Source organism: Bradyrhizobium sp. 172, assembly GCF_023101065.1.
Classification (GTDB): domain Bacteria; phylum Pseudomonadota; class Alphaproteobacteria; order Rhizobiales; family Xanthobacteraceae; genus Bradyrhizobium; species Bradyrhizobium canariense_D.
Genome location: NZ_CP064702.1, coordinates 210,210 through 235,474, shown reverse-complemented (window position 1 = coordinate 235,474; position 25,265 = coordinate 210,210). Strand labels below are relative to the sequence as shown.

Sequence of the window (25,265 nt, the reverse complement as noted above, 5' to 3'; positions counted from 1 at the left end):
GTTGCGCTAACAGTGAGAGCGCTGATGACGTTTTAGTTGGGCAGCGTCCTCAGCCCAACCGGGAGCGACCCAGTTCCGAGGAGGCACCTTTCTCTGCCCGGAAGCCTCATGTCATCTCATCTGCGCACGTGAACATCGACTTACTCGATGAATGTCATCGCAGCGTAGCATTTCGCGGCTCTAACGTCGGACACGTTTGGCAAGCACGAGATCCAGCGATCTTGGTTTTCGGCTTCTGCGAGGATCTGCTGATCACCGCAAGGTCAAGGCTATGCGTTCTGTACTGATTGAAGCGAATTCCGGGAGACGGTGATGACCCGCAGCCATCTGACACGGCGAGAGGCTTTGACTGGTGCGGTCGCAGCAGGTTTGTTGCCGACCGCGAGCACCGCCTGGGCTGAGAGCGACGGCAAGAAACCAGCCCGGCGGCGATTAAGAGTTGGCATGTCCGGCTTTCCCCGCACGTTTGACCCAGTCATCGCAACCGACACCGCCATTCGGCGGATCATGCCACAGCTGTTTGATAGCCTCATTGGCTTTGACCACGCCAATGGGATGGCGCTGCGGCCGGCATTGGCCGAACGTTGGGAGCGAGTTGATGCGCAGTCGCTGCGGCTGTTCCTGCGCAAAGGCGTGGAGTTCCACGACGGAAGCCCGCTGACTGCCGAAGATGTCGCCTTTAGCCTCGGGCCCGACCACCTCTTAGGACCGGGCCGCAGCGGAATGTCCGATGCGCTGCAGTCGCTGGACCGGATCGACAAAGTGGATGTCGTCGATCCCTATACGGTCATTGTCCACGCCAAAGGGAACGACGCACTGCTTGAGCAGCGTCTGGCTTCCTGGGGAGCGGAGATCGTCAGCAAGCGCGCGTTCACCGCCGCGGGCTCGTGGGAGCGCTGGACGGCAGCTCCTGTAGGGAGCGGCCCGTACAAGCTCGTCAATCACAAGCTCGACATCCATGTCACGTTGACTGCGCACGATGCATATTGGGGCGGACGGCCACCATTTGAGGGCGTCGAATATCGCATTATTCCCGAGCTTTCCGCGCGCGTGAACGGCCTTCTTGCCAACGAGCTCGACCTCATCACTGACATCCCACCCGATCAATTCGAGCGTATCGAGAAGCGGGCCGATCTCCAGGTCTCGGGCGGGCCAGTACAGAATATCCGCTCGCTCGTGCTCGACCAGAACGATCCAGTGCTGAAAGACGTGCGGATCCGCCGTGCGATGAGCCTTGCGCTCGATCGCAAGCTCTTGATCGAGAGCCTGTGGGCGAACCGTCTGCCGATTCCGAATGGCTATCAACTCGCGAGTTATGGCCAGGGCTACATCGAGGATTTCCCCGCGCTGCTTTATGATCCCGATAAGGCCAAGGAGCTGGTCGCTGCGGCGGGCTACAAAGGAGAGCCGATCATTTATCGGCTCCTCAACAACTACTACCCCAATCAGATCTCTGGCGCGCAAACCATGATCGAGATGTGGCGTGCAGTCGGCCTGAACGTCAAAATCGAGATGATGGAAAACTTTGCCCAAGTTCAGCGCCAGCCGGTGCGGGCGATCTTCGACACCTCCAACACGGCGTTGTTTCTGGATCATCTCGGCCATCCCTGGCGTGAATACGGCCCCAGCGGCGCCCTGCCGAAGTCGGTTGGGGTCTGGAAGAACGAGGAGTATTTCGCCTTGGGCGCGCAGCTCCAGGAGACCGCTGAGCCCGAGCAGCGCCGTCCAATCGTCCGCCGCATGCTCGAGATTATCAATGACGTCGATCCACCCTGTGTGATTTTGCATGTGTCCGGCCAGTTCTATGGCAAGCGGCGCGACGTACCCTGGTTGCCGGGGCTGACGCTCGATCTCAATTTCGGCCCATTCAACAGCGCCTTGATCCGGACCTGATTCAGGATGAATGACGCGTTCCTCCGCTTGCGCGCAGCTCCACCACGTGGGCTGCCCGGCTCCCGCAATCCCTATGACGCCGCCCGCCAGGAGCAGCCGCGTCGACGCTGGCAGGACAGGGAGATGAGATGACACCACTTCTTGAGATTACGGGGCTGCAGGTCGCTTTCGACCAGGTGCCGGTGCTGCGTGGAATAAATCTCAGCCTCCGCCGTGGCGAAGCGCTCGGCATGGTCGGCGAAAGTGGTTGCGGAAAGTCGGTGACTTGGCTTGCGGCGCTTGGTCTCTTGGGGTCGCGCGCCCGGACGGCAGGCAGTGTACGCTTTGCTGGCCAAGAGCTTCTCCATGCTCCCGCCCGTCATCTGGAACAGGTGCGTGGTGGCCGAATTGCAATGATCTTTCAGGATCCGACCAGCGCGCTCAATCCCGTGCGTACCGTGGGCGATCAGATCGGCGAAGCTCTGCAGCTCCATCGTGGAATGGACAGGCGCAGCGCGCTGAACGAAGCGCGTCGCCTGCTGGATCAGGTCGGCATTCCCGATGCGACGCGACGGCTTGGCGCCTATCCGCACGAGTTTTCCGGTGGGCAGAATCAGCGGGTCATGATTGCCATGGCGCTTGCGGGACAGCCCGACATCCTCATCGCCGATGAACCCACCACCGCCTTGGACGTCACTATTCAGGCGCAGATCCTTGAGCTTCTGCAAGAGATTCAACGCGAAAGAGGCATGGCGCTGGTCCTGATCTCACATGATCTGGGCGTTGTCGCCGAGATCTGCGAGCGCGTGCTGGTCCTTTACGCCGGGCACATCATTGAAGAAGCACCCGCCGTGCGTCTGTTCGACCATCCCACTCATCCATATACACGCGGGCTTGTTGGGGCCCTCCCGAATCTAGACGGGCCCCGGCAGCGCCTCGCCGCCATTCCCGGTGTCGTTCCAAGCCCGGCGGACCTTCCGCCAGGATGTCCCTTCGCGCCACGCTGCGACCTGCGCACGAACCGGTGTGGCGAATGCACTGTCGAATTGACTTCTGTGGACGATAATGTCGACCACAGAATTGCCTGCCTGCATGTCACCGGCCAGCGGTGCCACGACGAGACCGTCGCCGCATGACGATGACGGTCGCACCGCTTCTCCAAGCCCATGGGCTTGTCCGGCGATATTCCTTGCGCCAGGGCCTGTTTCGGGGTCACTCGACGGTCCACGCCGTCAATGGACTGTCGCTGTCTCTGGCCAGCGGCGAGACGCTCGGACTTGTTGGCGAATCGGGCTGCGGAAAATCCACCGCGGGCCGGCTTCTCATTGGCCTGGAACGACCGGATGCGGGCACCGTCAGCTTCGGTGGAGAAGAGTTGCCGCCGATGAGCGATATCCGTTGGCGGCATCTCAGGATGCGAATCCAAATGGTATTTCAGGACCCGCTGGGGGCGCTCGATCGGCGGTTAACGATCGGGGCGCAAATTGCAGAACCGCTCGAAATTCATCGGATCGGCAGCAAGTCCGAAAGAGCGGACCTGATCAATAGGCTCCTCGCTGACGTTGGCCTCAGAACCGATCACGGGGCGCGCTATCCTCATGAACTCTCAGGTGGTCAACGCCAGCGTGCGGTGTTGGCACGGGCACTCGCGACCGATCCGGACCTCATCGTGTGCGACGAGCCGGTGTCCGCGCTCGACGTCTCGATCCAGGCTCAAGTCGTCAATCTTCTGCGTGACCTGCAGGAGCGGCGGCGCATGGCGATGATCTTCATCAGCCATGACCTGCGCGTCGTTCGGCAGATCAGTGATCGCATCGCCGTGATGTATCTCGGCTCGATCGTCGAAGAAGGCTCGCCCGATGCAGTTCTGCGCGCCCCCCTGCATCCGTATTCAAAAGCGCTGGTTTCTGCCGTACCCAGGCCTGGACGGCGCGAGCGCACGATCCTGCAAGGTGATCCGCCCAATCCATCGGCGCGGCCCGCCGGCTGCGCCTTCCATCCACGTTGTCCGGCGGCTCTTCCGGCCTGCGCACGGATTGTGCCCGAGCTCACATCCGTAGGCCCAGGACGCAGGGTCGCTTGCCATTTGATCAACAGGGATGGTCTTCAACTTGGGAGCGTCGCCTGATGACCCGCTTCATCATGACTCGGGTGGCTCGCGCCGTGCTCACCATAGCGATGGTAGTCACATTCGCCTTCGTGGTTCTGCGAGCCTCTGGCGATCCCGCTCGCGCGATGCTGTCGCCTGAAACGTCGGCCGACGCGGTCGAGGCGTTTCGCAAGGCTTGGGGGCTCGATGCACCACTCTGGGTCCAATACGTAAAATATCTTCTTGCGGTCGTCCACGGAGATCTCGGCCAATCCATGCGGGACGGGCGTACTGCCGCCACGGTTGTTGCCGAACGCATCCCGGTCACGCTGATGCTCACTGCTCCGGCACTCGCCCTCAATCTTCTCCTAGGCATTCCGGCCGGCATCTATGCAGCCCTCAAGCGCGACAGTTTCACGGACCGTCTGGTGATGATGGTGACGGTAGCGGGCTTCACCGTGCCATCATTCGTGCTCGGGCTTGTACTCGTGCTCGCCTTTGCGGTCGAGCTTCCCTGGTTTCCTTCAGGTGGTGCGGGCAGCGTGCGCCATATGGTCCTGCCGGTGGTCACGCTTGGCCTTGGTGGCGCGGCCGTTCTGGCTCGTTTCACCCGCAGCGCCATGCTCGAGGTGCTCGGGCAACCCTATATCCGCACGGCGAGTGCCAAGGGAGTACCGTGGCGCAGAGTCGTGACGGGCCATGCCCTGCCCAATGCCGCCATACCAGTGTTGACCATTGTTGGTTTGATGGTGGGCAACCTAATCGCGGGGACTGTGCTCGTCGAAAGCGTCTTTTCCTGGCCGGGAATCGGCAGTCTGCTCGTCGTCTCCGTCGTAAGTCGCGATCTGGCTGTGGTCCAATGCATCTTGCTGCTGGTGGCAGCCGCCATGATCGCGACAAACCTCGCAGTCGATCTCCTTTACGGTATGCTCGATCCGCGTCTGCGCGATACGCGCTCTGCTGGAGGAGCGTAGATGGCGGAAATGTCTGCCGGACAGATGTCGTTTGCTCACGTTAAGAAGAAGAGAGTACTTCGTTGGCGCAATGTTGCTGTGCAAGGCGCCATCGCTTGGCTCGCGCTCATGCTCGTCATCGCGATCCTGGCAGATCGTCTCGCTCCCTATGATTATGCCGCACTTGATCTTCGGCATCGTCTCGCCGCGCCTATTGGCTTCGGGGGGCACGTATCGCATCTGTTCGGCACCGACGAGCTTGGCAGGGATCTGCTGGCGCGCTTACTGATATCGATCCGGATGAGCCTTTTCATTGCTTTTGGAGCCACGTTGATAGGCGCATGCCTGGGTACCACGCTCGGCTTTCTCGCCGCCCATTTCCGCGGCTGGGTCGAACAGGTCATCCTCGCATGTGTCGATTTCCAGGCCAGCATGCCGTTTCTCGTTCTAGCGCTCGCGGTACTTGCATTCGTGGGTAACTCTCTGCTGCTCTTCGTGGCCCTCCTTGGCCTTCATGGCTGGGAGCGCTACGCGCGCGTCACGCGCGCGCTCGCGATGAGCGCGAACACGCAAGGCTATGTGGTCGCCGTACGCCAGCTGGGCGCAGGACCTTGCCGCCTTTACCTGCGCCACATCCTACCGAACATCGCCTCAACCTTGATCGTCACCATGACTCTTGCCTTTCCGGATATTATTCTGCTCGAGAGTGGTCTGAGCTTCCTTGGTCTGGGCGTGCAGCCCCCGCTCACCTCCCTCGGCAATATGGTCGGCTATGGTCGTGACTATCTGACCCGCGCGCCCTGGATACTCGTCCCCTCTTCGCTGATCATCTCGCTCACCACACTGTCCATCTCGCTGGTGGGGGACTGGCTGCGCGACCGCATGGACAAGACATTATCGTGAAGGCCTCTGTAACTTCCCCTGCTACCCGCCGCGTCATCCTTGTCAGTTTCGATGGGCTCCGTCCCGATCTTATAAACGCTACAGCGACTCCTCATCTTCACAGGCTGCAGCGCCAGGGCGTGACCCTCGGCCGGAATGTCACCGTCTATCCGAGCGAAACGCGGGCGGCGATGCCTAGTCTTGTTACCGGCGCATCACCCGGGCGCCATGGCATGGTCGGGAACCAATACCTCGACCGCGCAGCGGTGCCGTCCCGCTACATCGACACAGCCGAAGACCAACTGGTCGAAACCCTGGATACGTTGAGCGGCGGGCGTCTCATGGGCGTGCCATCGCTCGGCGAGGTTCTTGCCGCCCAGGGCAAGACGCTCGCGGTGCTCGCGTCCAATTCTGCCGGGACGACCCGCCTGTTCAACCACAAGGCGCGCACGCTCGGTCATCCCACAATCTCGGGGCACTTCGCGCGGCTCGCGACTTCCCGACCTCTTCTCGAGGCGCTGAATGCTCGAATCGGTCCTCCCCCGGCGCCCCCGCCTGCAGGAACGCCCGACCTCGCAGCCCAGAGCTATCTGACGGCGGCTTTGCTCGACATCGTCTGGCCACAGCTTCGGCCTGACGTCACCATTCTCTCCTTTGGCGAACCGGACAGCTCGTCTCATTACTGCGGCACGGCAGAGGTACGGACCTTGGAAGCGCTCGCCTGGGCCGATCAGCAATTCGGTCGCGTTCTGGACTGGTGGGAGGCTGAAGGCCGGCGGCAGGACGTCCACATCATTGCCGTCTCAGATCATGGACACGTGAGCGTCCATGCGCAGGCTGACGTTCACCAAGTGCTCAGAGATGCCGGATTTCGTTGCGGCTCGGCGCCTGGGCAAGACGTAGATGCGATTCTCGTTCCCGGGCAGGTGGGGGCCATTTATCTGGCAGACCCCTCGGAGCTGAAGATCCGGCGAGCCGTCGCAGCAATGACCAAGGCGCCGTGGTGCGGACCGATCTTCACCGCTGGACGAAATGACATCGAGGGCATCGCGCCGGGCAGTTTTGCGCGACAGCTTGTGATGGCAGATCATGCCCGTTCCAGCGACATCCTGTTCTCCTATCGTGCCGATAGTGAAGTCGATCCATTCGGCCTCATCGGCCGAACCTGGAGCAACGACGCGCCGATCGGACTGGGAGTACACGGCGGCTTGCATCCTAAAGAGATGGCGGCGGTCGGCATTCTCGCCGGACCTGCCTTCCGCTCGGGCAGCCTTTCAGAAGTTCCGTCGGGGATCTGCGACATCGCGCCGACCATTCTGCATCTTCTGGGAATTGTCGCCCCTAGCCAAATGGATGGGCGCGTCCTCAACGAGACGTTTGCGACATTCCCCCAGGCTGCACCCGCTTCAGTCGTAGAGACCGTCTACGAGGCAGGCTCCTCCACTTACCACCAGGTCTTGCGCCGCATACAGGTCGGAGCCGTAGGCTATATCGAAGGCGGCTTTGCAGAAAGCGCCGCGTGAGCCTGATGGCTTTCCGCCTCGTACATTTTGCAGAATTTAGCCGTTCTATGCCGTCGGCTCCTTCTCACCCGTCTGCCCATCCGGGCTTACGGCCAGCGAAGACCAATTCACTAAGCCCGATGGTCCAATCTCGCTCGGGGGCGCGGCGCTCATTCCTGAGCAGGGCGCCGACCAGCGTTGATATAGACGAACAACTTTGTGGATGGGTTTGATAGTTGTGGCGCTCCCGGCCCGCGAGTCCTGGCCGAGGCTCGATTGATGATTCTGTGCGTCTAAAGCGCGAAAAGAATATCTGCACCGGGGCGACATCGGTAGTGATGCCTCATTCTCAGTCGCTATCCATACGCCCGCTGGCTCAGCCTTCTCGGTAGGTCGAAGATGAGAGGCGCGGGTCTCAACGACCGGTCCGGATCGTCTTGAGAATTGGTGTGGGTGAGTCCTGGCAGCTCCGTCAGGAAGCCATGGACCCCGCTTCTGATCCGTTCTGGGGATTCCTGGAAATCCCGATGGGCAGACGTTGTGCTCCGCGTGTTGCGAGAACGAGTGTCAGGAGGTACTGCAACTGAATTATATCCGGAATCGACTGCCCGCTACTTGCGGTGGCGAGCTTCTTTGCGGGGCGGGTGACGGCGATTCGCGCAAAGAAAGCGCGTTTTCGGACAAGTTGCGACGAGAAACGGCGTCTCAAGATAGATAAGAGCCCCCGGAGAACCTCCGCGGTATGCAGAATGCTCTGCGCGCGGCTTCAGCGGGCCGTCTGAGGCGCCGCGGGAGCGGCGCCGTATGGGGTCGAATTCCTCGTTCGATATTGGCGTTTTCAGGTTGGGAGGCCAAACGGGGAGCTGACTGATGCGAGATTTCCGTATCCCAATGCAACGCCACTCATCTGAGATTCAGGACTGACGTGTTTCTCGGCACCACTAGAAAGAGTCCATTTCGGTATCTCTGTGACCAGAATCATTGCCTGGAAACCCTCAGGCCAAGCTCTTGGAGACGGAAACGTGGCTGACTATTTTGAGGTCGATTTTTTAGATGTCGAAGCAAAGAGCAGCGGTGACGCCATTTGCGTTCGCTATGAGTTGAATAATCGTACCTTCATTCATGTCGTCGATGGAGGCTATCAATCAACCGGCGAGAAGGTCGTCAACTTTCTTAACAAATACTACGGGAAGCCGAGGCGGATCGATCATGTCGTGGCGACTCACAACGATGGCGATCATGCGGGAGGCCTGCAGCGCGTCCTGGAGGATTTTGAGGTCGGCGCGCTTTGGATGTTGCGACCCTGGCGTTATGCTGCAGAGCTTCTTCCTAGGTTCAAACGCTTCACGACCTCTCAAGGGCTGGAGACAGCCTTGAGGGAGGCTTATTCCAATCTAGTTGCTCTTGAAGAGATCGCCCTCCGAAAGAACATCCCGATATATGAACCATTTCAGGGTAGCACGATTGGTGCTTTCCGCGTGATGCCTCCGATCCGTTCGCGCTTTCTGGATCTGGTTGTCTCCTCCGACAAAACCCCCGAGGAGAAAGGGTTGCTCGAGATCGCGCGCGATGCGGTTATTCGTGTGGCGAAGGAGGCCGCCGCGCTCGTCAAGGCAGCTTGGGGTGACGAATATTTTCCCGCGGGCGAGACGAGCAACGAAAACGAGATGAGCGTGGTTCAGTATGCCTATCTCAATGGTTGCAAAATCTTGCTTACCGGCGATACTGGACGCACTGGGCTCAAAGAAGTCATCGACTATGCACCTTTGATCGGATTGACGTTGCCCGGCATTGATCGATTCCAGGTTCCTCACCACGGCGGGCGCCACAACGTTTCGACCGAACTGCTGGATCAACTCTTGGGTGAAAGGAAGGCGGCCCAGGGCGGTAAGACAACCTTCACCGCGGTAATTAGCTCGGCTAAAGCCGATGAGAATCATCCGCGCAAATCCGTTGTTCGAGCTATGCACCATCGTGGGGCGCATGTCATCTCAACCGAAGGGTCAGACAAGCGAACTGCCAAAGACGCTCCGGAACGCGATGACTACAGCCTCGCCGAATGCTTGCCATATCCCGACAGACAGGAAGACTGAGACTTGCGTTCGCATCTCAGGATGTCCCGGCGATCCATCTTTTTGTCGAATGACGTTCGTGTTGGCCGAAGGATAGCGAGCCGGTTCTCTCGCTCTTTGCCGCGGTGCGAGCCCCCAGATAGGCAAGAACAATGACAAGGGCTCGAAAGAGAGATCTCTCAAGGATCAGAACACTACTTCCTTAATCACCATCCTGGTCGTCAACATCGCTATTTTCGCGGTTGCGCTTAAGACTGATCAGCTTGTTGCAGCCGATTATCAGGAGATGCTGAAGCATTGGCAGGCGCTTATACCTGCTGGATTGGGGGCCGTGCTCATCGGAGTGATCAACGGTTTGCTTGATATCCAAACCAAGGCCAGATTGGTGTTTTGGCGTTGGCACGATCCCCTGCCTGGATGTCGGGCGTTTTCTTACTATCTTCATCGCGATGCGAGAATCGATATCGGGACACTCAAGACTAACGTGGGGCCGTTTCCCACCACGTCGAGCGAGCAAAATGCTCTTTGGTATAAGCTCTACAAGTCGGTAGAGGACGATCCGCGCGTGCTGCAGGTCCATCGCATGTTCCTGCTGACGCGCGACTATGCCGGCATTGCGTTCATGCTGCTGATGGTCTTTGGCGGAATCGGCGTAGTGACCATGCAGACATATAAGACTGCGCTCGTATTTGCGGCCGCGCTCCTCGCGCAATTTGTCCTCAGCGCAATAGCGGCAAGGAATTATGGTGTGCGTTTTGTAAATACCGTACTCGCTTTAAAGGCGGCAAGCCGCCGGCCAATCTAGCGGCGAGCTGCGCAAGCTTCGGGATCAGAACGCCGCATTCGTTGGCACGGGCAGTAACCACGCGACGATGCGCGTTGGCTGTTGCTCATCAGTGGATGCCCATCTTGCGAAATATTCAACCGCAATGTAAGGTCGTTTAATTTATAATATCAACTGTTTGTTGGCGGCCGGTTTTCGGGCTGATGGTGGGGGGACTTCATGCGCGCGTTTTGCTTGTCCATAATCTTCGTGACCTTCGTTTCAGGCGAGGCGTTTGCCTGGCGTTGCGGTGAGCCAGGAGCGCCGAAATGCCCAGGGGGCCTATGCGTTCACGACCTGACATTGGCGAGCGACTACTGCGCTCGAGGTCTCATCATCGCCGACAGCCCATCGGGACCGACTATAGAGGTCGCTTCACCCAAGGCCAGTGCACTGCTGCGCCGTTTGCGGGCCAAACCGATCGTAGGCAACGAATAAAGTTCCGATTGTGGGGGCGACCATGTTGGAGCGATCGTTTATTCTTGTCGCGCTGGGCTGTACGCTGACAGGCTGCGGACTCTCCTATTCGCGGCTACCAGAAGTGTGGGATCAGGCGGGAGACCCCAACGCTACGCGGGATATGGAACGCCAGGTCAAGAACGCCATCTACTGCGAACTGAAGTTCGGCCGGGACGAAATCCGCAGACTTCCGGTACCCGTACGGTTAGTTAACGGGAAGCAGGTCTCCACCGCGGAGGACGCCTACATGCCGGGCTCCTGGGGCGTCCTCATTCAACTTACGCTGCAGGCAGACGAGAAGAGTTCGGTGACACCAGGCGCGTCGTACAAGATGCCGCTCCCCAATTCGCAGACTTTCACCTTCGGTTTGGGTGGACAGCTTTCGTCCGAAAATCTGCACTCGCATAAGTATAATTTCTACTACTCCGCAAATGATCTGGCTGAGCCGATGATAGGCAGCAGCTGCGCTCCAGGCTTCCCTCTCGGGCCTCGGTCGACCAGCTCGCCGTTCGTGGATGCCTCAAACCTCGGTATCCGGGAGTGGCTCGTTGACGCGGTCCAGGTGATCGATTTCCATCGGTCGTCACGCGCGACCGCGAATGGTGAGGGGCCGCCGCTTGGGGTTGCCGGCACACAGTCGGATTCGTCGCAATACGACAACAAGTTCATCATCACGACGGATGCGAGTATGGCCGCGACATGGAGTCTTGTTCGGCTGTCGACGCCGTCCAGTCCCTTGCTCGATGCTAGCCGCACCAGGACGCACGAGCTCCTTATGACGCTGGCGCCCGGAGCCTCGTCTTTCCAAGCGGTCACCGATAAGCGAGGGAAGGTGGTCGGGAGGATCGTGAACGGCCCATCGCAAGCGGCCGTCGATGCGCACAACGCGGCTCTGATCGGCAGCGCGGTCGCGAACGCGCTGAGACCTCAGTGAGCGCGAAGGATCTGTGCCACCCACCTGGGCTCGTACCTACAGGGTTCAATCAGATCCCCTGACCCGCGATCGAGTCGCGGAGAAGGTCATAGAATTGATCAGCAAGCGTGGAGCTGCTTATGAAGATTTGGCGAATTTTTGAACGGCTCGCGCACTGGGTGGCCCTTCTCTTGGGTATTGTCGCAATCGTCGCGATCGGTGTGATTATCGGCCACCCTGCGGAGAAAAGCGGCAACCAGCCGAACTTCGCCGGTGCTGAGCAGCAACAGAAGCGTCTGGCGGTCTTTCTCGATGGGACGTGGAATAGTGTCGATAGCAACACGAATGTCTGGCGGATGCGGGCCCTGTGCGCCTCGAAAGGGAGAGACGGAAAGCCGCAGCTCGTCTACTACTCGGTCGGAGTGAACGGTTTTCTCGGTGGGGTGTTCGGACAAGGGCTCGATGAGAACATCCGGCTCGCCTACGAGTGGCTCATAGAAAATTACAACGACGGCGACGAGATCTACATTTTCGGCTTCAGCCGCGGCGCATACACCGCAAGAGCCTTGGCTGGATTGATCGCCATCGACGGCATCCTCAAGGCTGGGTCGCCCATAGGCGTCAGCGAGCTCTTCGAGCGCTATAGGAAAGGTGACGAGGAAAGTATTTGGACTTTGAAGGATAAGGAAGCGGCTGGCGACGTCGCCAAGCTGACCGAGCAGGAGAGATGGCTACTCAAGTATGCCCAACCCACGAAAATCAAGGTGATTGGCGTCTGGGACACCGTCGGGTCTGTCGGCTTGGCGGCAGGGAATATCCCCGGCATCAGCCGTTCGTCTTTCGATTATCTTCAGACCGGACTGCGTCTTCCCATCCTGAACGGATATCACGCGCTGGCTATCGATGAGCATCGGAACGACTTTGTTCCCACCCTCTGGGATGTCCACCATCCAAAAGATCCGAAGGCCATCATCGCGCAGCCGCGACCGCTCTCCGGCGTCGAGCAACGCTGGTTTGTGGGCGCCCACGCCAACGTAGGTGGCGGCTACGAGACCGACCTTCTCGCCCAGGCACCACTGCGCTGGATGATGAAAAAGGCAGAATCGCAGGGACTTTCGTTTCGATCAGAGGTCGACTTGGAGGGAAATTCGGTGGTGGCGCCGATCACCGATTCCTACAAGCTCTTCGGCTACGGGATGTACGCCAGGTTCACGCGACCGCTCTACCGGTCGATTGGCCAAGAGCCGGATGTCCGCGACGACGGGAGGCACATCAACATAAACGAGACGATCGACGGCAGCGTGTTTGGGCGCTGGCGCGCCGATCCCGGGTATCGTCCGACCAATCTTGTCGAATGGGCACAACGCAAGAAAGTAGACCCGGCGCAGCTGCAGACGTCCGTGCGGGCCGACGATCCTCATTCAGCCGTGCCCGACCAATAGTCGCACTGGATTTTGATGAGTCCCGACGGTCAAGCGGAGAGAAGCGAACATGCTAGCCCTCGAACCTAACTGTGCCACCGCGTCTTGTCGCATGTACCGACGTTGCTGATAGACCTATTGTTGCCTGAACTATTGTGCTCCCTGACCAGGGGAGCGATGAGGCCGGTCGTACAATCAATAGGCATTGGCGAGCGCGCCGATATCGCGCGCGGTCTTCGGCTGTGGCCCTGGTTGCTCGGCGAAAGGGGCCCATCGGGGCCGTGCTGGACGAAAAGGGGTGCCCTGGATAGCGCCTGTCCTGAACAAGGCGCGGTCAATCGAGGCTCACGTCTACTACCCGCTGGCTATTCAGATCGTATTTGCAGGTAACCACGATGTGCACGATTGTGCCGGATGCGTTCTGGAACTCCGCGTCGGGCTCGACCAACGTCGCCTGTCCGGTCCTCACGAAGTCGTTGCCGCTGTTGAAGTTGCTGAACGAAAAGAAGGGGAACGACGGGGCGCCGTACTTCGCGAGCTTCTTTGCCGCATACTGGCACGACAACGAACTGCGGCTGCTGTCCTTGAAATTGTTCATAAGGTCAGCGTTATCGGAGCACTGGCGCCAGTCGGAGTTGCAGGAGCCGTTCCGCGAGTCGGCGGCCGGCACCGGCTCCGGCTTCTTCGGATGTCCCCCTTCCTCGGCTATCTGCTTGGTCAGGACTGCCTCGCAATCCGGGATCGCGCCGGGCGCCTGGCAAACCTCTTCAGCCAGTTCGGCGGGCGACTTCGACGTAGGGGCGATGGCGTGCTCTTGACGCGCCAAGGCCTGTTCCTTTGCGCCATCGATGGCGGTCACCGGCAGGAACGTAACCACCGAGACTGTCAGCACGATTGCCGCCATTCGGCGGTCGCGGATGTACAGGAAGCGGAGTGGAAAGGCAACGGAGACCAGCCCGATCATGATGCCGAAGAAGGACAGGAAGCTTGCTACTGTCATCATGGGAAAGGTGCCGAACTGAAGGGAAGGCGGCAAGCTTAGGTTAAAGCGATGAAAGCCATCTTCCGGAATTTGCTAAATGTCTCTCTACCGTAGCCCCGCGCGGGCGCTTGGCAGAGTGTGCCGATGGAACTTGGCCCGATGGCTGCTGACCATGACGACGCGGCGTCCCTACGAGGTGTACACCATGGCCGCCTTCCACGCATTCATCGCGGCGAGGCTCGGCAAGCCGGGGCCAACGGCCGCGGAGCAAGCCGATCTTGCCGGGCCCGACAGCTAACGCCCCGCTGCGACTTGGCTGCCCACCTGCAGTGCCGGTGCAAGCTCGGGACCTTAAAGGCGGACCCCGGAGGTTTCGCGGCGGAGCGCCGCCATCTGCGCTGAGATCGCGATCAACCGGCCGGACCCGACAGTGTGTGGTGCCGGGACAGGCCTGCTACCACTGTGCGCTTGATGGATGGCCAGGAGGGATGGTGCCAGGCCGTCTTTGGCTGCGAGCCCCAATCTCTCGCGGGGGCGCTCGCGAAAGGGCGACGTCGAATATCTCGCCGCCGCCCCGTCGATCAGTTTGCTTGTTTTCTCGCGAGCTGGAGGTGTTCGTCTACTCGGAGGGAATTAGGAGTGGAAATGGTCGGCTTACCTCGTCGGCTTGTGCAGCTCGTGAGGACTGGGATTGGGCCTGAAAACCTGATTGTGGAACTCTTGAAATGGCCGGATCCGCCCTATGTTTTGACAAGTAATTGATTTTCCAAGGGAAACCTTTTCTCACGGCGACACTTGTAGGGTGTCAGAAGTTCTCCTATGTTTCTGACAGTGGAGTGAGTGCCATGACCACCCTGAGCACCCGGATTTTGGAAGTCACAAAAGAACTGCCCGAAGGCGCGCCCATCGCTGCCAAGGCACTTTTGCAACTTGGAAAGCGTGCTGCCGTCGATCAGGCCCTTTCGCGTCTTGCCGAGCGAGGAAAGCTCTTGCGCGCGAGGCGAGGGGTATATCTACGTCCGGTCGAAAGCCGCTTCGGGACTAGAGCTCCGTCGGTCGAAAAAGTCATTGAGGAGACCAAGGCGCGCAGCGGTGAAATTATCGTTTCCAGCGGCGCTGCGGCGGCCAACCACCTCGGTTTGACGACGCAGGTACCTGTTCGGCAGGTCTTTCTGACCTCCGGTCCTTCCCGCCAGCTCCATCTTGGCAAGCAAGTTGTGGAATTCAAGCATGCACCGCGTTGGCAGCTTACCCTGGCCAACCGTCGAGCAGGTGAGGTCGTGCGCGCGCTTGCCTGGGTCGGTCCAGAGACTGCAAGACAAGCCTTGCAATCGGTCAGTCAAAAACTGACTCCGATTGAAGCGAACGAACTGAGGTCTGCCGCACCTTCATTGCCGACTTGGCTTGCCAAGCCGGTAAGCGAACTGCGCGTTGGATAAATTTCTAAATCTATCGAATGCCGATCGCCGAGAGGCGCTCGGCGTTGCTGCTTCAAACTCAGGACTACCTGCACATCTTCTCGAGAAGGATGTTTGGGTCGTTTGGTGCCTGAATGCGCTTTTTTCCTCGCCAATGGGCGACCATCTGGTCTTCAAGGGCGGAACGTCCCTTTCGAAGGCTTACGGCGCAATCCGCCGTTTCTCGGAAGACGTCGATCTCACCTACGACATCCGCGCGATAGCTCCGGACCTGGTGAGCGCAAGTGAGGACAATCCGGTCCCTCAGAGCCGCAGTCAAAGCAAAAAGTGGAGCGACAAGGCACGAGAACGCCTCCCAGTCTGGGTCAAGGAAAAGGCGTTGCCCGTAATCAATAAGCGCTTGCAACATGACAAGCTGAGCGCCAAGGCTGAAGCCAAGGACGACAAGATTTTCGTCACGTACGATCCCTTGGAGACTGGTAGCGGCTATGTGAGCCCCGCCGTGATGCTCGAATTCGGCGCACGATCGACAGGGGAGCCGAGCGAACTTCATGACGTCGTTTGCGACGCTGCCCAGTACCTTGAAACTCTCGAATTCCCGACCGCTAAGCCCAAGACCATGAAAGCGGAGCGAACCTTCTGGGAGAAGGCGACTGCGATCCATGTCTTTTGCGTTCAAGGGAAACTGAAAGGCGAACGCTTCGCTCGCCACTGGTATGACCTTGTGAGATTGGACGATGCAGGGATTGCGGAATCGGCAATGAAGGACCGAAAACTTGCTGTAACCGTTGCGGAGCACAAGTCGTGGTTCTTCTCAGAAAAGGATTCTGCCGGGGCGGTCATCGAATACAACTCGGCCGTCGGTGGCGCCTTAAAGCTCGTCCCAGAGGGACAATCGCGAGTCGTCTTGGAACGAGATTACAAGCACATGATCGCGGACGGACTCTTGCTCGACGAGCCCGAGACATTTGATGAACTGATGCGTCGGTGCGCGGACCTCGAGAAATGGGCGAACAAGGTTATTTGAACCAACGTGCGCATCGGTGGATGCAGCCCAGCCATACCGCCATGTTTTGCGTCGGAAGTAAGGTCACGCACGAGCGTGCAGCTAGCTGTCGCGCAGGAAAGTGCGGTCACCCAGTCGCGCGACGGTAAACACCGGCCAGCATTACAAAATCTAAATCCCGATTTTGCCTCCAAGCAAGTACGAACATGATAGAAGTGAATGAGCTCCGCAAGTTCGACATTGCACTGAATGAACTGACTGGAGCCGACGCGACCTACACGATGTATTACGACGAGACGAACAATATTCGCCGCCTGCACACCCGTGCGGATGGACTCAATGTGAGGGAGCCAAAATACTTCGTGATCGCCGGCATCGCCTATCGCGGGCCGCCGCGCGAGTTGAATATCGATGACTTGCGACAGCGTTGTCGCATCCAAAAAACCACGAAGGATATTAAGCTTGAACACATAGCCAAGGGCGACTTCTTGCAGCTGTTGGCCGCTCAGAAGCTGGAGTCTTTCCTGCGATGGGTCATCGAGAAGGGCTTCGCTGTTCATTACTCCGTGATGGACCCGCTCTACTGGTCCACCGTCGATATTATCGATTCAATTTTGACGGAGTATGAGAAGCATCAACTCCTTCCATTTCATGGTCAGCTCAAGGACGCGCTTTATACGATTCTGCGCTTCAACCTGGCGGACACGGTTGATCTGTTTCGGCGATATTCCTATCCTGATGTCGGAAGCCAACGCCGAAACGACTTTATTTCCGAGCTTCGCGGGCGTCTAGAAGAGCGCGAGCCGCTGCTCGGTCATTTCGAATACATGATGCTCAAGGGCGTTCTTCAGATCGCCGAGAAGCTGGATGCGCTCCCGTACCTTGAGGACGAGCAGGCCCACGTGCTGGTCGAGAGTTTCGGTCCTTTCTATGTTGGGCGGATCTGCTTGTTCAAGAATTCGCACCACATCCTGGATGTGGAAAAGGTGATCGAGGAGTATCTCGGCGCGGAAGTGTTCATGGACGGCGATCGGCGACTCGAAAATTTCCGTTTTGTCGTATCCCATGAGGAGCCGGGCGTGCAGGCGTCTGATGTCATTGCCGGGTTGTTGGGCAAGTTCTTTGCTCTGGTTCAAGTGACCGACCGGGATCAGCTCTGCAGCATACGCGAGAACCTGAGCAACCAGCAGAAGACAAACCTCGGTCTGCTCAAGCAATTGCTCGATGGATCGATCGCGGAGAACAAGGCGTTTGCTCACCGAGTCCTGAGCTTCGAGGACCAGCAGCGCGCTGCAATCCTGCTTGGCTGACGACTGTCCTAAAGTTCATATCCGGGCGCCGTCGGTTGCATGAGGCAAGAGACTGCCAGGAAAGCCAATGAACCAACCAACATGATGGACAGTGCGACCAGCGCGCCGTCCGTCCACTACAAGACGTACTCGTTTACGCCGGAGATAGGACGTGAGCGTGGTGCTGAGGCCCTTCAGATTGTTTGTGCGCAGTCTTGTGAGCGCCGCTAGAAGGGGCATCTTCTGCAAGGGTGCTCACAATGGACGACCATTCGGACGACATAAGACGACCATCCCCGCGTATCGAAGTGTATGCTGGCGCAGGTCGAAAGCGCTGGCCAGACGATCTGAAGGCACGGATTGCCGCGGAAAGCTTCGAGCCGGGCACGATTGTCACAGATGTCGCCCGCCGCCATGGCTGCCGGCCCCAGCAGGTGAATGACTGGCGGCGTCGAGCGCGTTTGGGCCAGTTGGTGCTGCCGGCTTCGGCTGATAACTTATCGTTTGTGCCTTTGGTGTCGGAATCGACGCTACCGGCGGCTGCGGAGCCCTCTATATCGGCGGAAGCAGCTGTTGTTATGGTCGAGTTCCAGGGGGCACGGATAGAGGTACGCGGGACGCCTAGCCTTGCGGTACTAAGTGACGTGTTCACGGCTCTGCGACGGACACGTTCATGCTGACGCCATCCACGGGCCTCACGATTTATGTTGCGACCCAACCTGTGGACTTCAGAAAGGGTGCGGATGGCTTGCCGCTCTTGGCGAAGGAGACGCTTGGCCAAGACCCGATGAAGGGTGTGGCGATGGTCTTCCGTGCGAAGCGCGCCGATCGCGTGAAGATTGTCGTCTGGGATGGTACCGGCCTGGTGATGTACTGGAAGCGGCTCGATAGCAGCGGCTTCAAATGGCCTCCCACCGTGGCCGGCATGATGCGGATGATTGCCGCGCAGTTGTCTGCGCTTCTGGCCGGCATGGATTGGACGCGCATGCACGCACCTCAAATCCCGCAACCGAAAGCACTTGCGTAGGGAATAAAATCTTCGCTGCATCAAGGCGCGAAGCATGGCAGACTCGGACCAATGAGTGATTTGCCTGATGAGCTGCCGAGCGATCCAGCCGAGTTGCGTGCCTTTGCCGCGGCTCTGCTGGATCGCTGCGCCAGGCTCGAACGGTTGCTCAAGCTTGCGAAAGATGCGCAGTTCGGTCGATCGTCGGAAAAGCTGGACGCTGATCAGCTACAGCTTGTTCTGGAGGACATCGAAGAGACCGTCGCGGCTCTCGAAGCAGCCGAGGATCGCTCCAATCCCAGAGCCTGCGAGAAGAGAAATACCGAGCGCAGAGCCAACCGTGGTCAGCTTCCGGAGCATTTGCCGCGCATCGTCGAAACCCTGATGCCGGCTGAAACCTGTTGCCCGTCTTGCAAAGGCGATCTCTTTGAGATTGGTCGCGATGAGAGTCAGAGGCTCGACGTCGTTCCGGTGCAATACCGGGTGATTGTGACCCGCCGACCCAAACTGGCCTGCCGCGCCTGTCATGGCGTCGTCCTCCAGCACGCTGCTCCCGAGCGACTGATCAGGGGAGGACTGCCCACCGAGCGGCTCGTCGCGCAAGTGATCGACGCCAAGTATCATTGGCATTTGCCGCTTTACCGCCAGGCGCAGATGCTGGCGACGCACGGTATCGCCATCGACCGTTCGACGCTCGCCTTCTGGGTCGGCTATGCCGCCCAGGAATTGAAGCCCTTGTGGCATCGTCTGCGCCAGCTTCTGCTCGCCTCTCCGATATCGTTCAGAGACAGGCGCCAAGGCGATCCATTATCTCTATGACTTCGGCGACAGCTGGATCCATGTGATCAAACTCGAAAAATGGTTCGACAACACGACGATAGAGGGACTTCTCCTCCTGCTCGAGGCCGCCGGTCGTTGTCCTCCGGAGGACGTCGGCGGTGCGCCAGCCTCTGCCGAATACCTCGACGCCATCAGCGACCCCACCCATCCGGAGCACGAACACATGCGCCTCTGGGGGCCCGAACACTTCGATCCCAACGTCATCGACAGCAAGGCCCTCGAGGCCGCCGTCAACGCTTTGTCCGAAATTTGGAAGCCGCGGCGCCGCGTCACGCGCTCAAAATAGGCGTCAAGCACCAATCAAAAAGGGGAGCTACGCTTACGATAGGACTATGGGGATGTGAATCGGCGCAGGGGTCAGGCTGTTGCAGATATCGGCAGTAACGCTGTGAAGGAATTAAGAAAAGCCAGTGGAAATGGGGTCAGCATCGGCGCCGATCGTGACCCCATCCCGACGCAGATTCCTTTGTTCGCCAAAAGGAATTGCTGGCGTTAGTTCAAGTGGTTCAGTTCGGCCCCGATTCACAGGCCGGGCGTTTGACGCCCAGGCTGGTCATCCGTACCCGGCGAATCCGTAGTTCTGGACGACTTCTCCAAATTTTGGACGGCGCTTTTGATAGTCTCCGCAGGCCTGTTCCTGCGGAGCGGATAACACATTGAAAGAACTATTGAAAATGGCGCTTCCCGAGCCGCTTCGTTACTGGTGCGTTGCGGTTTGATGAAATAACCATTGGTGTTGGATGAAGCGTCAAAGAGGTTTTTCCAAACTGCAAACCCGATGGGGATAGTCGTGGTGCGTTGTTGGCGGTTGACGCCTCGGGGATGGTCGTACGGTACGAGCCGGGAAGCATCCCGGAGGCTCACTTTCGGAGACGGGCATGGCTAAAGCCACGCAAAAGCGAGAACCGAACCTGGCGAGGATCGCCGTAGGGATGGGCGGAATCCTATCTCAGTCCGAGACCGTTGTTCGAGCCTTTGGCCGGGAGCGGGGGTTTGTCCTCATGCTGCTCGCGGTCCTGGCTGGCGTCTTGGTCTCCCTCTGTACGCTTCTTTTTCTTACCAATGGCATCGTCAGACATTTCGGTTGAGTAGTGGGGATTACGGTTGTGAGAACCTACCTGCCGCAACCGGTTTTGATAGATTGGCGTCCCGGTGATTTGCTGCACCCCATGGATATCCGATGGTCAAGCCCACAGAGGTGAAGCTCCGCGAGTTTTTGAAGAACAGCAACCTGGCTGTACCGAAGAGTCCGCCGTGGATACACAGCACCGCTTCGAGCAACCTGATTCCGATCTTGAATGAAGAGAAGCTTCTCGCGGTGAAGTGCAACGTCTTCCAGGGCGAAAAGCTCTGCTATCTGTTCGTCGGTCGTGCTGCCTATAAGGGCAAGGATGCGCTGAACCCGGAACCGTGGCAGCTGCCGACCGTGTTCGTGATGCGCTTCAGCAATCCGCCACCCTTGAAGCGGATACATCCCTTCGATACGGGCGCCTTCGAGCGGGGAAGGATGCCGGATTACCTGACGACCTTCAAACTGGAGGACTTCAACGTCGGCACCGATCAAGACCAGATCGGCCGGCTTATCTCCCTGTATTTCGAAACACCGCGCCGGTACGTCGATCGGGACGCGAACGATCAGAAGAAGCTCAAGGAGGAGCATCTTCTCAACATGAGCCATTCCAGGGTGCTCGCGGTTTCTAAGCTGTACAAGGAGGGGTCGACTAAGGATTGTGACGATCGCGCCGCGGTGATCGAACTTCAGGTGGAAGCGGATATCCCGCTGAAGAAAGAGAACTTGCTGGGCGTCGTCGTCCCAGAAGAATTCCAGCGGACGCCTGGTGTCACTGAGGCCCTGAAGGAACTGACAAACGTAATCGAAACCTATCGGTTGCTGCCACTGAATGTCAGCCAACACTGCGGACTGATTTATGAGTGCGTGGAGCAGGTCTACAAGCGGGCAGGGATCAACCTTTGACGCCTGACGCCCTGGCAGTCTCCGCTGCAATTCGACTGTCGCCGGTCGACTCAATCGGCGTGCCGATCTTTTGGGCCGGGAACTCGATGTATCTTCCCGAGATGGATGCTGACTTCAACATCAGTGCCTTCTTGCACTTCGATAACGCCGACGGGTACGAGTTGACCGGGCTGATTCCGGACACCTACCGGCAACGGCTTTTCCGGATTGGAGATCCTGCGCCCATCATCTTTTGGGTAGACCAGGCCCCGTACATTGTTGAAGGCGATGCCGAGAAAGCAAAGTTAGAGGAAATCTTCGGCACCCGGGCGCGAACCCACCCGGTCCTGAAGGACCTCGGGGGGATGTTGCACGATGCCCGGACGGGAGTGTTCAAACGCCAGCAGGAGGAGTGGCTGGCGCGGGAGTTGGAGGTTGCCTATGGCGATGTGTTCCTGGAGCCGCCAAGCCGGACGAAGTATTGGATACACCGCTACAGGGTAGCCCTCGAAAACGCCCGAAAGCTCACGCAGCCTCCCCACCCCATTGATGTGCGGTTGCGGCGCGCCTCAACGGAATGGTTGGAGAAGTTCGCCACCAAGACCGAACTGCCTATGATCTCGGCCCTTCTGGGCGAAGCATCCCAAGGCGTTTATTCGGTGCGCCAGATTGCCGAGATCATGTTTGCTTACCTGAGCAACAAGTTATCAGCGGCCCGTCCGGTCGAGATCAATAAGATCACCAGCGACCAGACCGTCCGAGCACTGTTTCCTCACGGCATGTACGACTTCTATATCCAGGACGGGTGGCCCCATGCGCCGTTTCAGTATGGCAAGCTCGACTTTGTCGATCTGATGAAGGAACGGCTGGTGCAGGGGAGCGAAAGCTGGACGTGGGCGCCAGCTCTGCAGCTCGCCAAGCTCCTGTTCGGCGATAAAGACGTTCCTCCCGAAGTCGAGGATGTCGCGATGATCTACATGCGGCCGATCCTCACAGACTACAAAAGGTTGCTGGATGAACTTGCTAACCAGTACACATACAAGGGTGAACCGATCTCCAGCGAAGGCATTCTAGAGCGCTCAAACGAAGTCCTTGACCTGTTCGACCGCATTCAGGAGTTGGGCCGCGTAATCGTTGGTGCTGACCGCGATAAGGCTCAAATGATGGACGGACGCTTTCAGGTTAGTGAGAGCCAGGTCAGGTGGTACCGGGCATTTTTGGAAAGCTGATCGAGACATGAAGGTCTTCTGGGCTTGGCAATCTGACCATCCGCGCGAAATCTCTCGTGATGTTATCCCCACCGCGGTTGAGGTGAACCGCCCCGGGTTTGCCGGAGGCCATTTGGTTTAAGTTATGCCGCCATGGCGGGTTGTTCCAGCATGGCGTAGTAGCGTTGCTCGGCTTCGGCCGGCGGTATGTTGCCGATGGGCTCGAGGAGCCTTCGGTTGTTGAACCAGTCCACCCATTCCAGCGTCGCGAACTCGACGGCTTCGAAGCTGCGCCATGGTCCGCGCCGATGGATCACTTCGGCCTTGTAAAGGCCGTTGATGGTTTCGGCGAGAGCGTTGTCATAGGAATCTCCGACGCTGCCGACAGAAGGCTCGACACCAGCTTCAGCCAAGCGCTCGGTGTACTTAATGGAGACGTATTGGGCGGCCTCTGTCGCTGTGGTGCACGAGCCCGCCACGATCGGCCGGCCGTCGATCATGCAGTGCCTGCTCCAGCGCATCGAGCACGAAGCCTGCGTGCGCCGTGCGCGAGGCTCGCCAGCCCACGATCCTGCGGGCATAGGCGTCGATCACAAAGGCGACGTAGACAAAGCCCGTCCAGGTCGCGACATATGTGAAGTCGGAGAGCCAGAGAACGTTCGGCCTTGGTGCCTTGAACTGGCGATTGACGTGATCCAGCGGGCATGGCGCGGCCTTGTCGCTGATCGTGGTCTTGACCGGTTTGCCGCGGATAACCCCTTGCAAACCCATGTCCCGCATCAGTCGCGACACCGTGCAACGGGCGACATCGAAGCCTTCGCGCTTGAGCTGGCGCCAGACCTTGCGCACGCCGTACACGGAGAAGTTTTGATCGAAGACGCGCCGAACCTCGATCTTCAGCGCGGCGTCCTGCCTAGCGCGCGCCGACAGCTTGGCGGGATCGCGCCGCTTGGCCACATGGGCGTGGTAGGTCGAGGGGGCGATCGGCAACACCTTGCAGATCGGCTCGACCCCATGCGCCCCACGATGATCGTCGATGAAGGCGATCATGGCTTGGACCGGCGGTCGAGCTCCGCCATCGCAAAATAGGCGCTTGCCTTGCGCAGGATCTCGTTGGCTTGCCTAAGCTCGCGGTTCTCCCGTTCGAGCGCCTTCAGCTTCTCGGCCGTGTCGGTCGGAACGCCGGCCCGCTGCCCGCTATCGACCTCGGCCTTCTTGACCCAGTCATGCAGCGTCTGCGGTGTGCAGCCGATCTTGGCAGCAATCGATGTCACCGCCGCCCAGCGGGACGGATGCTCGCTGGCGTGCCTGGGATATCGCGTCGGCGCTCCCGTTGGCTACGGCCTCCGCCGCATGATGGTCGACGAAAGCGAGCATCCGAAGGGCTTCCTTGAGAAGGGCCAGTTCAAGGCTCTGCAATCGGATCGCGTTCGACTGCAGCACGGCTCCGCCGAGGAGGCAGCCGTGATCCGGGCCATCAGTTCGTCAACGGCCGGAAATCTTACAGCGACATCAGGCGTCAACTGAACGAGGCGGGAATTGCCAATCACAACGGCCGGGCCTGGACCGACGGCATGATACCGACCATCCTCGCGAACGAGAATTACATCGGCAAGACCGTCTACAATCGCACGCCGCGGCGCTTGGGACAGAAGTTGGTCAAAAACCCGGATCACACCTGGTCCGGGGCGCTGCGGCGATCGAGCCTATCGTGGACCCCGGCATCTTCGTGCACGCCCAGAAGCTGCTTGCCGTGCGCCGCGTAGAAATTCCGGAAGATGAGATGCTGGTGCGCCTACGTCTCGCGCTCCGTCGGCGCGGTAAGCTCAATTCGCGCATCATCAACGAAACGCTGGGCCTCAATCATGTCTCCTCGTACGTGAAGCACTTCGGGTCGTTGCGAAAGGCCTACGCGCTGATCGGATACACGTCGCCGCGTAACCGCGACTGGATCGAGACCCGGGATTTTTGGGCTGCCGAACAGGCGAGGCATGCTGCCGAGCTCGCGGAGTTGCTGAGAACCGAGCTGGGCCTGCAGGCTGACTTTTTTCCTGATGGCATAGCTCTCCAAATCGGCGGCGAGCGCCTGGTCTCATTTCTCGTGGCGCGACGACTGGCGCATCGCGGAGAGGACCACGCCGCGCAGTGGAAGGCTTACCGAAGGCAGATCTCATCTGGCCTGCTTGCCGTGATGCGGCTGGATGCGGCGAATCGGGCGATCGAGGACTATGTGCTGTTGCCTGCCCCGCTGAGGGCGGGCCGGTACGTCTGGCTTTCCTCCGAGTCCCTTCGTCGACATCGGGGCGCGGTCTACAAGGAAAAGGGGGCATTGTTCGGCGCGGTCAAGGCAATGCTGGCAAAAACCACCCATGCCGCCCCAACCAGCTCAGCACTGCCGAAAAAGCGATCGAGATCAGGCCAGCCCAAAGCCAAGGGCTTCGGCGGGCGGCGCTCACGGTGCGGAGGTACAAAATCGCACCGATGAGATTGCCGTAATTCCTTCGGAAGTCACCGTTCAGTTTCGCGATCTTGGACAATTCCGAGGAGGTGTCCACGTCATTCGCCATCGGGCTGGC

Annotated in this window: 23 protein-coding genes, 2 pseudogenes and 1 other annotated feature; of the genes and pseudogenes, 23 read left to right on the top strand and 2 right to left on the bottom strand. The window is 59.1% G+C overall.

Going from position 1 to position 25,265, the window contains the following annotated elements; all coding sequences use genetic code 11:
• Positions 1-312: 312 nt before the first annotated feature.
• From IVB07_RS39695 to IVB07_RS39650, 10 genes are all read left to right on the top strand, one after another.
• Complete coding sequence (locus IVB07_RS39695) at positions 313-1,893, top strand: ABC transporter substrate-binding protein (protein WP_247405597.1); 1,581 nt, start codon at positions 313-315, stop codon at positions 1,891-1,893.
• Positions 1,894-2,021: 128 nt separating this feature from the next.
• Positions 2,022-3,008 carry an ABC transporter ATP-binding protein gene (locus IVB07_RS39690; protein WP_247405592.1) on the top strand — a complete coding sequence of 329 codons (987 nt, stop codon included), beginning with the start codon at positions 2,022-2,024 and terminating at the stop codon, positions 3,006-3,008.
• The gene (locus tag IVB07_RS39685) at positions 3,005-4,000 is read left to right on the top strand and encodes an oligopeptide/dipeptide ABC transporter ATP-binding protein (RefSeq protein WP_275995369.1); all 996 of its coding nucleotides are present in this window, start codon (positions 3,005-3,007) and stop codon (positions 3,998-4,000) included. The genes IVB07_RS39690 and IVB07_RS39685 overlap by 4 nt, the downstream gene beginning before the upstream one ends.
• Positions 4,000-4,935, top strand: a complete 936-nt coding sequence (locus IVB07_RS39680; RefSeq protein WP_247452655.1) for an ABC transporter permease — start codon at positions 4,000-4,002, stop codon at positions 4,933-4,935. Before IVB07_RS39685 ends, IVB07_RS39680 begins: the two co-directional genes overlap by 1 nt.
• A gap of 24 nt (positions 4,936-4,959) precedes the next feature.
• Entirely contained in the window at positions 4,960-5,817 is an 858-nt protein-coding gene (locus IVB07_RS39675) for an ABC transporter permease (RefSeq protein WP_247282308.1), read from the top strand.
• Positions 5,814-7,319, top strand: coding sequence for an alkaline phosphatase family protein (locus IVB07_RS39670; RefSeq protein WP_247405587.1), 1,506 nt, complete (start codon positions 5,814-5,816; stop codon positions 7,317-7,319). The genes IVB07_RS39675 and IVB07_RS39670 overlap by 4 nt, the downstream gene beginning before the upstream one ends.
• 1,001 nt (positions 7,320-8,320) lie before the next feature.
• On the top strand, positions 8,321-9,391 hold the full coding sequence (locus tag IVB07_RS39665; protein WP_247767877.1) for an MBL fold metallo-hydrolase: 1,071 nt from the start codon (positions 8,321-8,323) through the stop codon (positions 9,389-9,391).
• Between the two features lie 265 nt (positions 9,392-9,656).
• Positions 9,657-10,175, top strand: coding sequence for a hypothetical protein (locus tag IVB07_RS39660; protein ID WP_247767876.1), 519 nt, complete (start codon positions 9,657-9,659; stop codon positions 10,173-10,175).
• Positions 10,176-10,653: 478 nt separating this feature from the next.
• On the top strand, positions 10,654-11,586 hold the full coding sequence (locus tag IVB07_RS39655; RefSeq protein WP_247405581.1) for a hypothetical protein: 933 nt from the start codon (positions 10,654-10,656) through the stop codon (positions 11,584-11,586).
• A 119-nt stretch (positions 11,587-11,705) separates the two neighbouring features.
• Positions 11,706-13,007, top strand: coding sequence for a DUF2235 domain-containing protein (locus tag IVB07_RS39650; protein ID WP_247294325.1), 1,302 nt, complete (start codon positions 11,706-11,708; stop codon positions 13,005-13,007).
• A gap of 313 nt (positions 13,008-13,320) precedes the next feature.
• Here the strand turns inward: IVB07_RS39650 and IVB07_RS39645 are convergent, their stop codons facing one another.
• Complete coding sequence (locus IVB07_RS39645; RefSeq protein WP_247357274.1) at positions 13,321-13,989, bottom strand: hypothetical protein; 669 nt, start codon at positions 13,987-13,989, stop codon at positions 13,321-13,323.
• Between the two features lie 130 nt (positions 13,990-14,119).
• Here IVB07_RS39645 and IVB07_RS39640 point away from each other — a divergent pair, with 130 nt between their 5' ends.
• The 11 genes and pseudogenes from IVB07_RS39640 (at position 14,120) to IVB07_RS39590 (ending at position 22,710) form a co-directional block, all read left to right on the top strand.
• Positions 14,120-14,266, top strand: a complete 147-nt coding sequence (locus IVB07_RS39640; RefSeq protein WP_247294346.1) for a hypothetical protein — start codon at positions 14,120-14,122, stop codon at positions 14,264-14,266.
• Between the two features lie 547 nt (positions 14,267-14,813).
• Positions 14,814-15,407, top strand: a complete 594-nt coding sequence (locus IVB07_RS39635; RefSeq protein WP_247357273.1) for a DUF6088 family protein — start codon at positions 14,814-14,816, stop codon at positions 15,405-15,407.
• Positions 15,400-16,413, top strand: coding sequence for a nucleotidyl transferase AbiEii/AbiGii toxin family protein (locus IVB07_RS39630; protein ID WP_247294350.1), 1,014 nt, complete (start codon positions 15,400-15,402; stop codon positions 16,411-16,413). Before IVB07_RS39635 ends, IVB07_RS39630 begins: the two co-directional genes overlap by 8 nt.
• Positions 16,414-16,598: 185 nt before the next feature.
• Positions 16,599-17,702, top strand: a complete 1,104-nt coding sequence (locus tag IVB07_RS39625; protein ID WP_247767874.1) for a DUF3800 domain-containing protein — start codon at positions 16,599-16,601, stop codon at positions 17,700-17,702.
• A 239-nt stretch (positions 17,703-17,941) separates the two neighbouring features.
• Positions 17,942-18,361 carry a transposase gene (locus IVB07_RS39620; RefSeq protein WP_247767872.1) on the top strand — a complete coding sequence of 140 codons (420 nt, stop codon included), beginning with the start codon at positions 17,942-17,944 and terminating at the stop codon, positions 18,359-18,361.
• Complete coding sequence (gene tnpB / locus IVB07_RS39615) at positions 18,355-18,708, top strand: IS66 family insertion sequence element accessory protein TnpB (RefSeq protein WP_247357269.1); 354 nt, start codon at positions 18,355-18,357, stop codon at positions 18,706-18,708. The genes IVB07_RS39620 and tnpB overlap by 7 nt, the downstream gene beginning before the upstream one ends.
• A gap of 51 nt (positions 18,709-18,759) precedes the next feature.
• A pseudogene (locus IVB07_RS39610) lies at positions 18,760-19,458 on the top strand (transposase); the annotation flags it as partial.
• Positions 19,459-19,528: 70 nt separating this feature from the next.
• Complete coding sequence (locus IVB07_RS39605) at positions 19,529-19,813, top strand: plasmid pRiA4b ORF-3 family protein (protein ID WP_247294356.1); 285 nt, start codon at positions 19,529-19,531, stop codon at positions 19,811-19,813.
• Positions 19,814-20,405: 592 nt separating this feature from the next.
• Positions 20,406-20,615, top strand: a complete 210-nt coding sequence (locus IVB07_RS39600; protein ID WP_247294358.1) for a hypothetical protein — start codon at positions 20,406-20,408, stop codon at positions 20,613-20,615.
• 92 nt (positions 20,616-20,707) lie between these two features.
• A complete protein-coding gene (locus IVB07_RS39595; RefSeq protein WP_247294360.1) occupies positions 20,708-21,502 on the top strand; it encodes a hypothetical protein in 795 nt (264 codons plus the stop codon).
• On the top strand, positions 21,499-22,710 hold the full coding sequence (locus IVB07_RS39590) for a hypothetical protein (protein WP_247294362.1): 1,212 nt from the start codon (positions 21,499-21,501) through the stop codon (positions 22,708-22,710). The genes IVB07_RS39595 and IVB07_RS39590 overlap by 4 nt, the downstream gene beginning before the upstream one ends.
• Before the next feature lie 122 nt (positions 22,711-22,832).
• Here the strand turns inward: IVB07_RS39590 and IVB07_RS39585 are convergent.
• Positions 22,833-23,990: pseudogene (locus tag IVB07_RS39585) on the bottom strand (IS3 family transposase); the annotation flags it as partial.
• Positions 23,665-23,781 (bottom strand) — a sequence feature (AL1L pseudoknot). Its footprint overlaps the pseudogene before it by 117 nt.
• 52 nt (positions 23,991-24,042) lie before the next feature.
• Here IVB07_RS39585 and IVB07_RS39580 point away from each other — a divergent pair.
• On the top strand, positions 24,043-24,216 hold the full coding sequence (locus IVB07_RS39580) for a hypothetical protein (protein ID WP_247767871.1): 174 nt from the start codon (positions 24,043-24,045) through the stop codon (positions 24,214-24,216).
• 184 nt (positions 24,217-24,400) lie between these two features.
• The gene (locus IVB07_RS39575; protein ID WP_247405568.1) at positions 24,401-25,174 is read left to right on the top strand and encodes a hypothetical protein; all 774 of its coding nucleotides are present in this window, start codon (positions 24,401-24,403) and stop codon (positions 25,172-25,174) included.
• Positions 25,175-25,265: the final 91 nt, after the last annotated feature.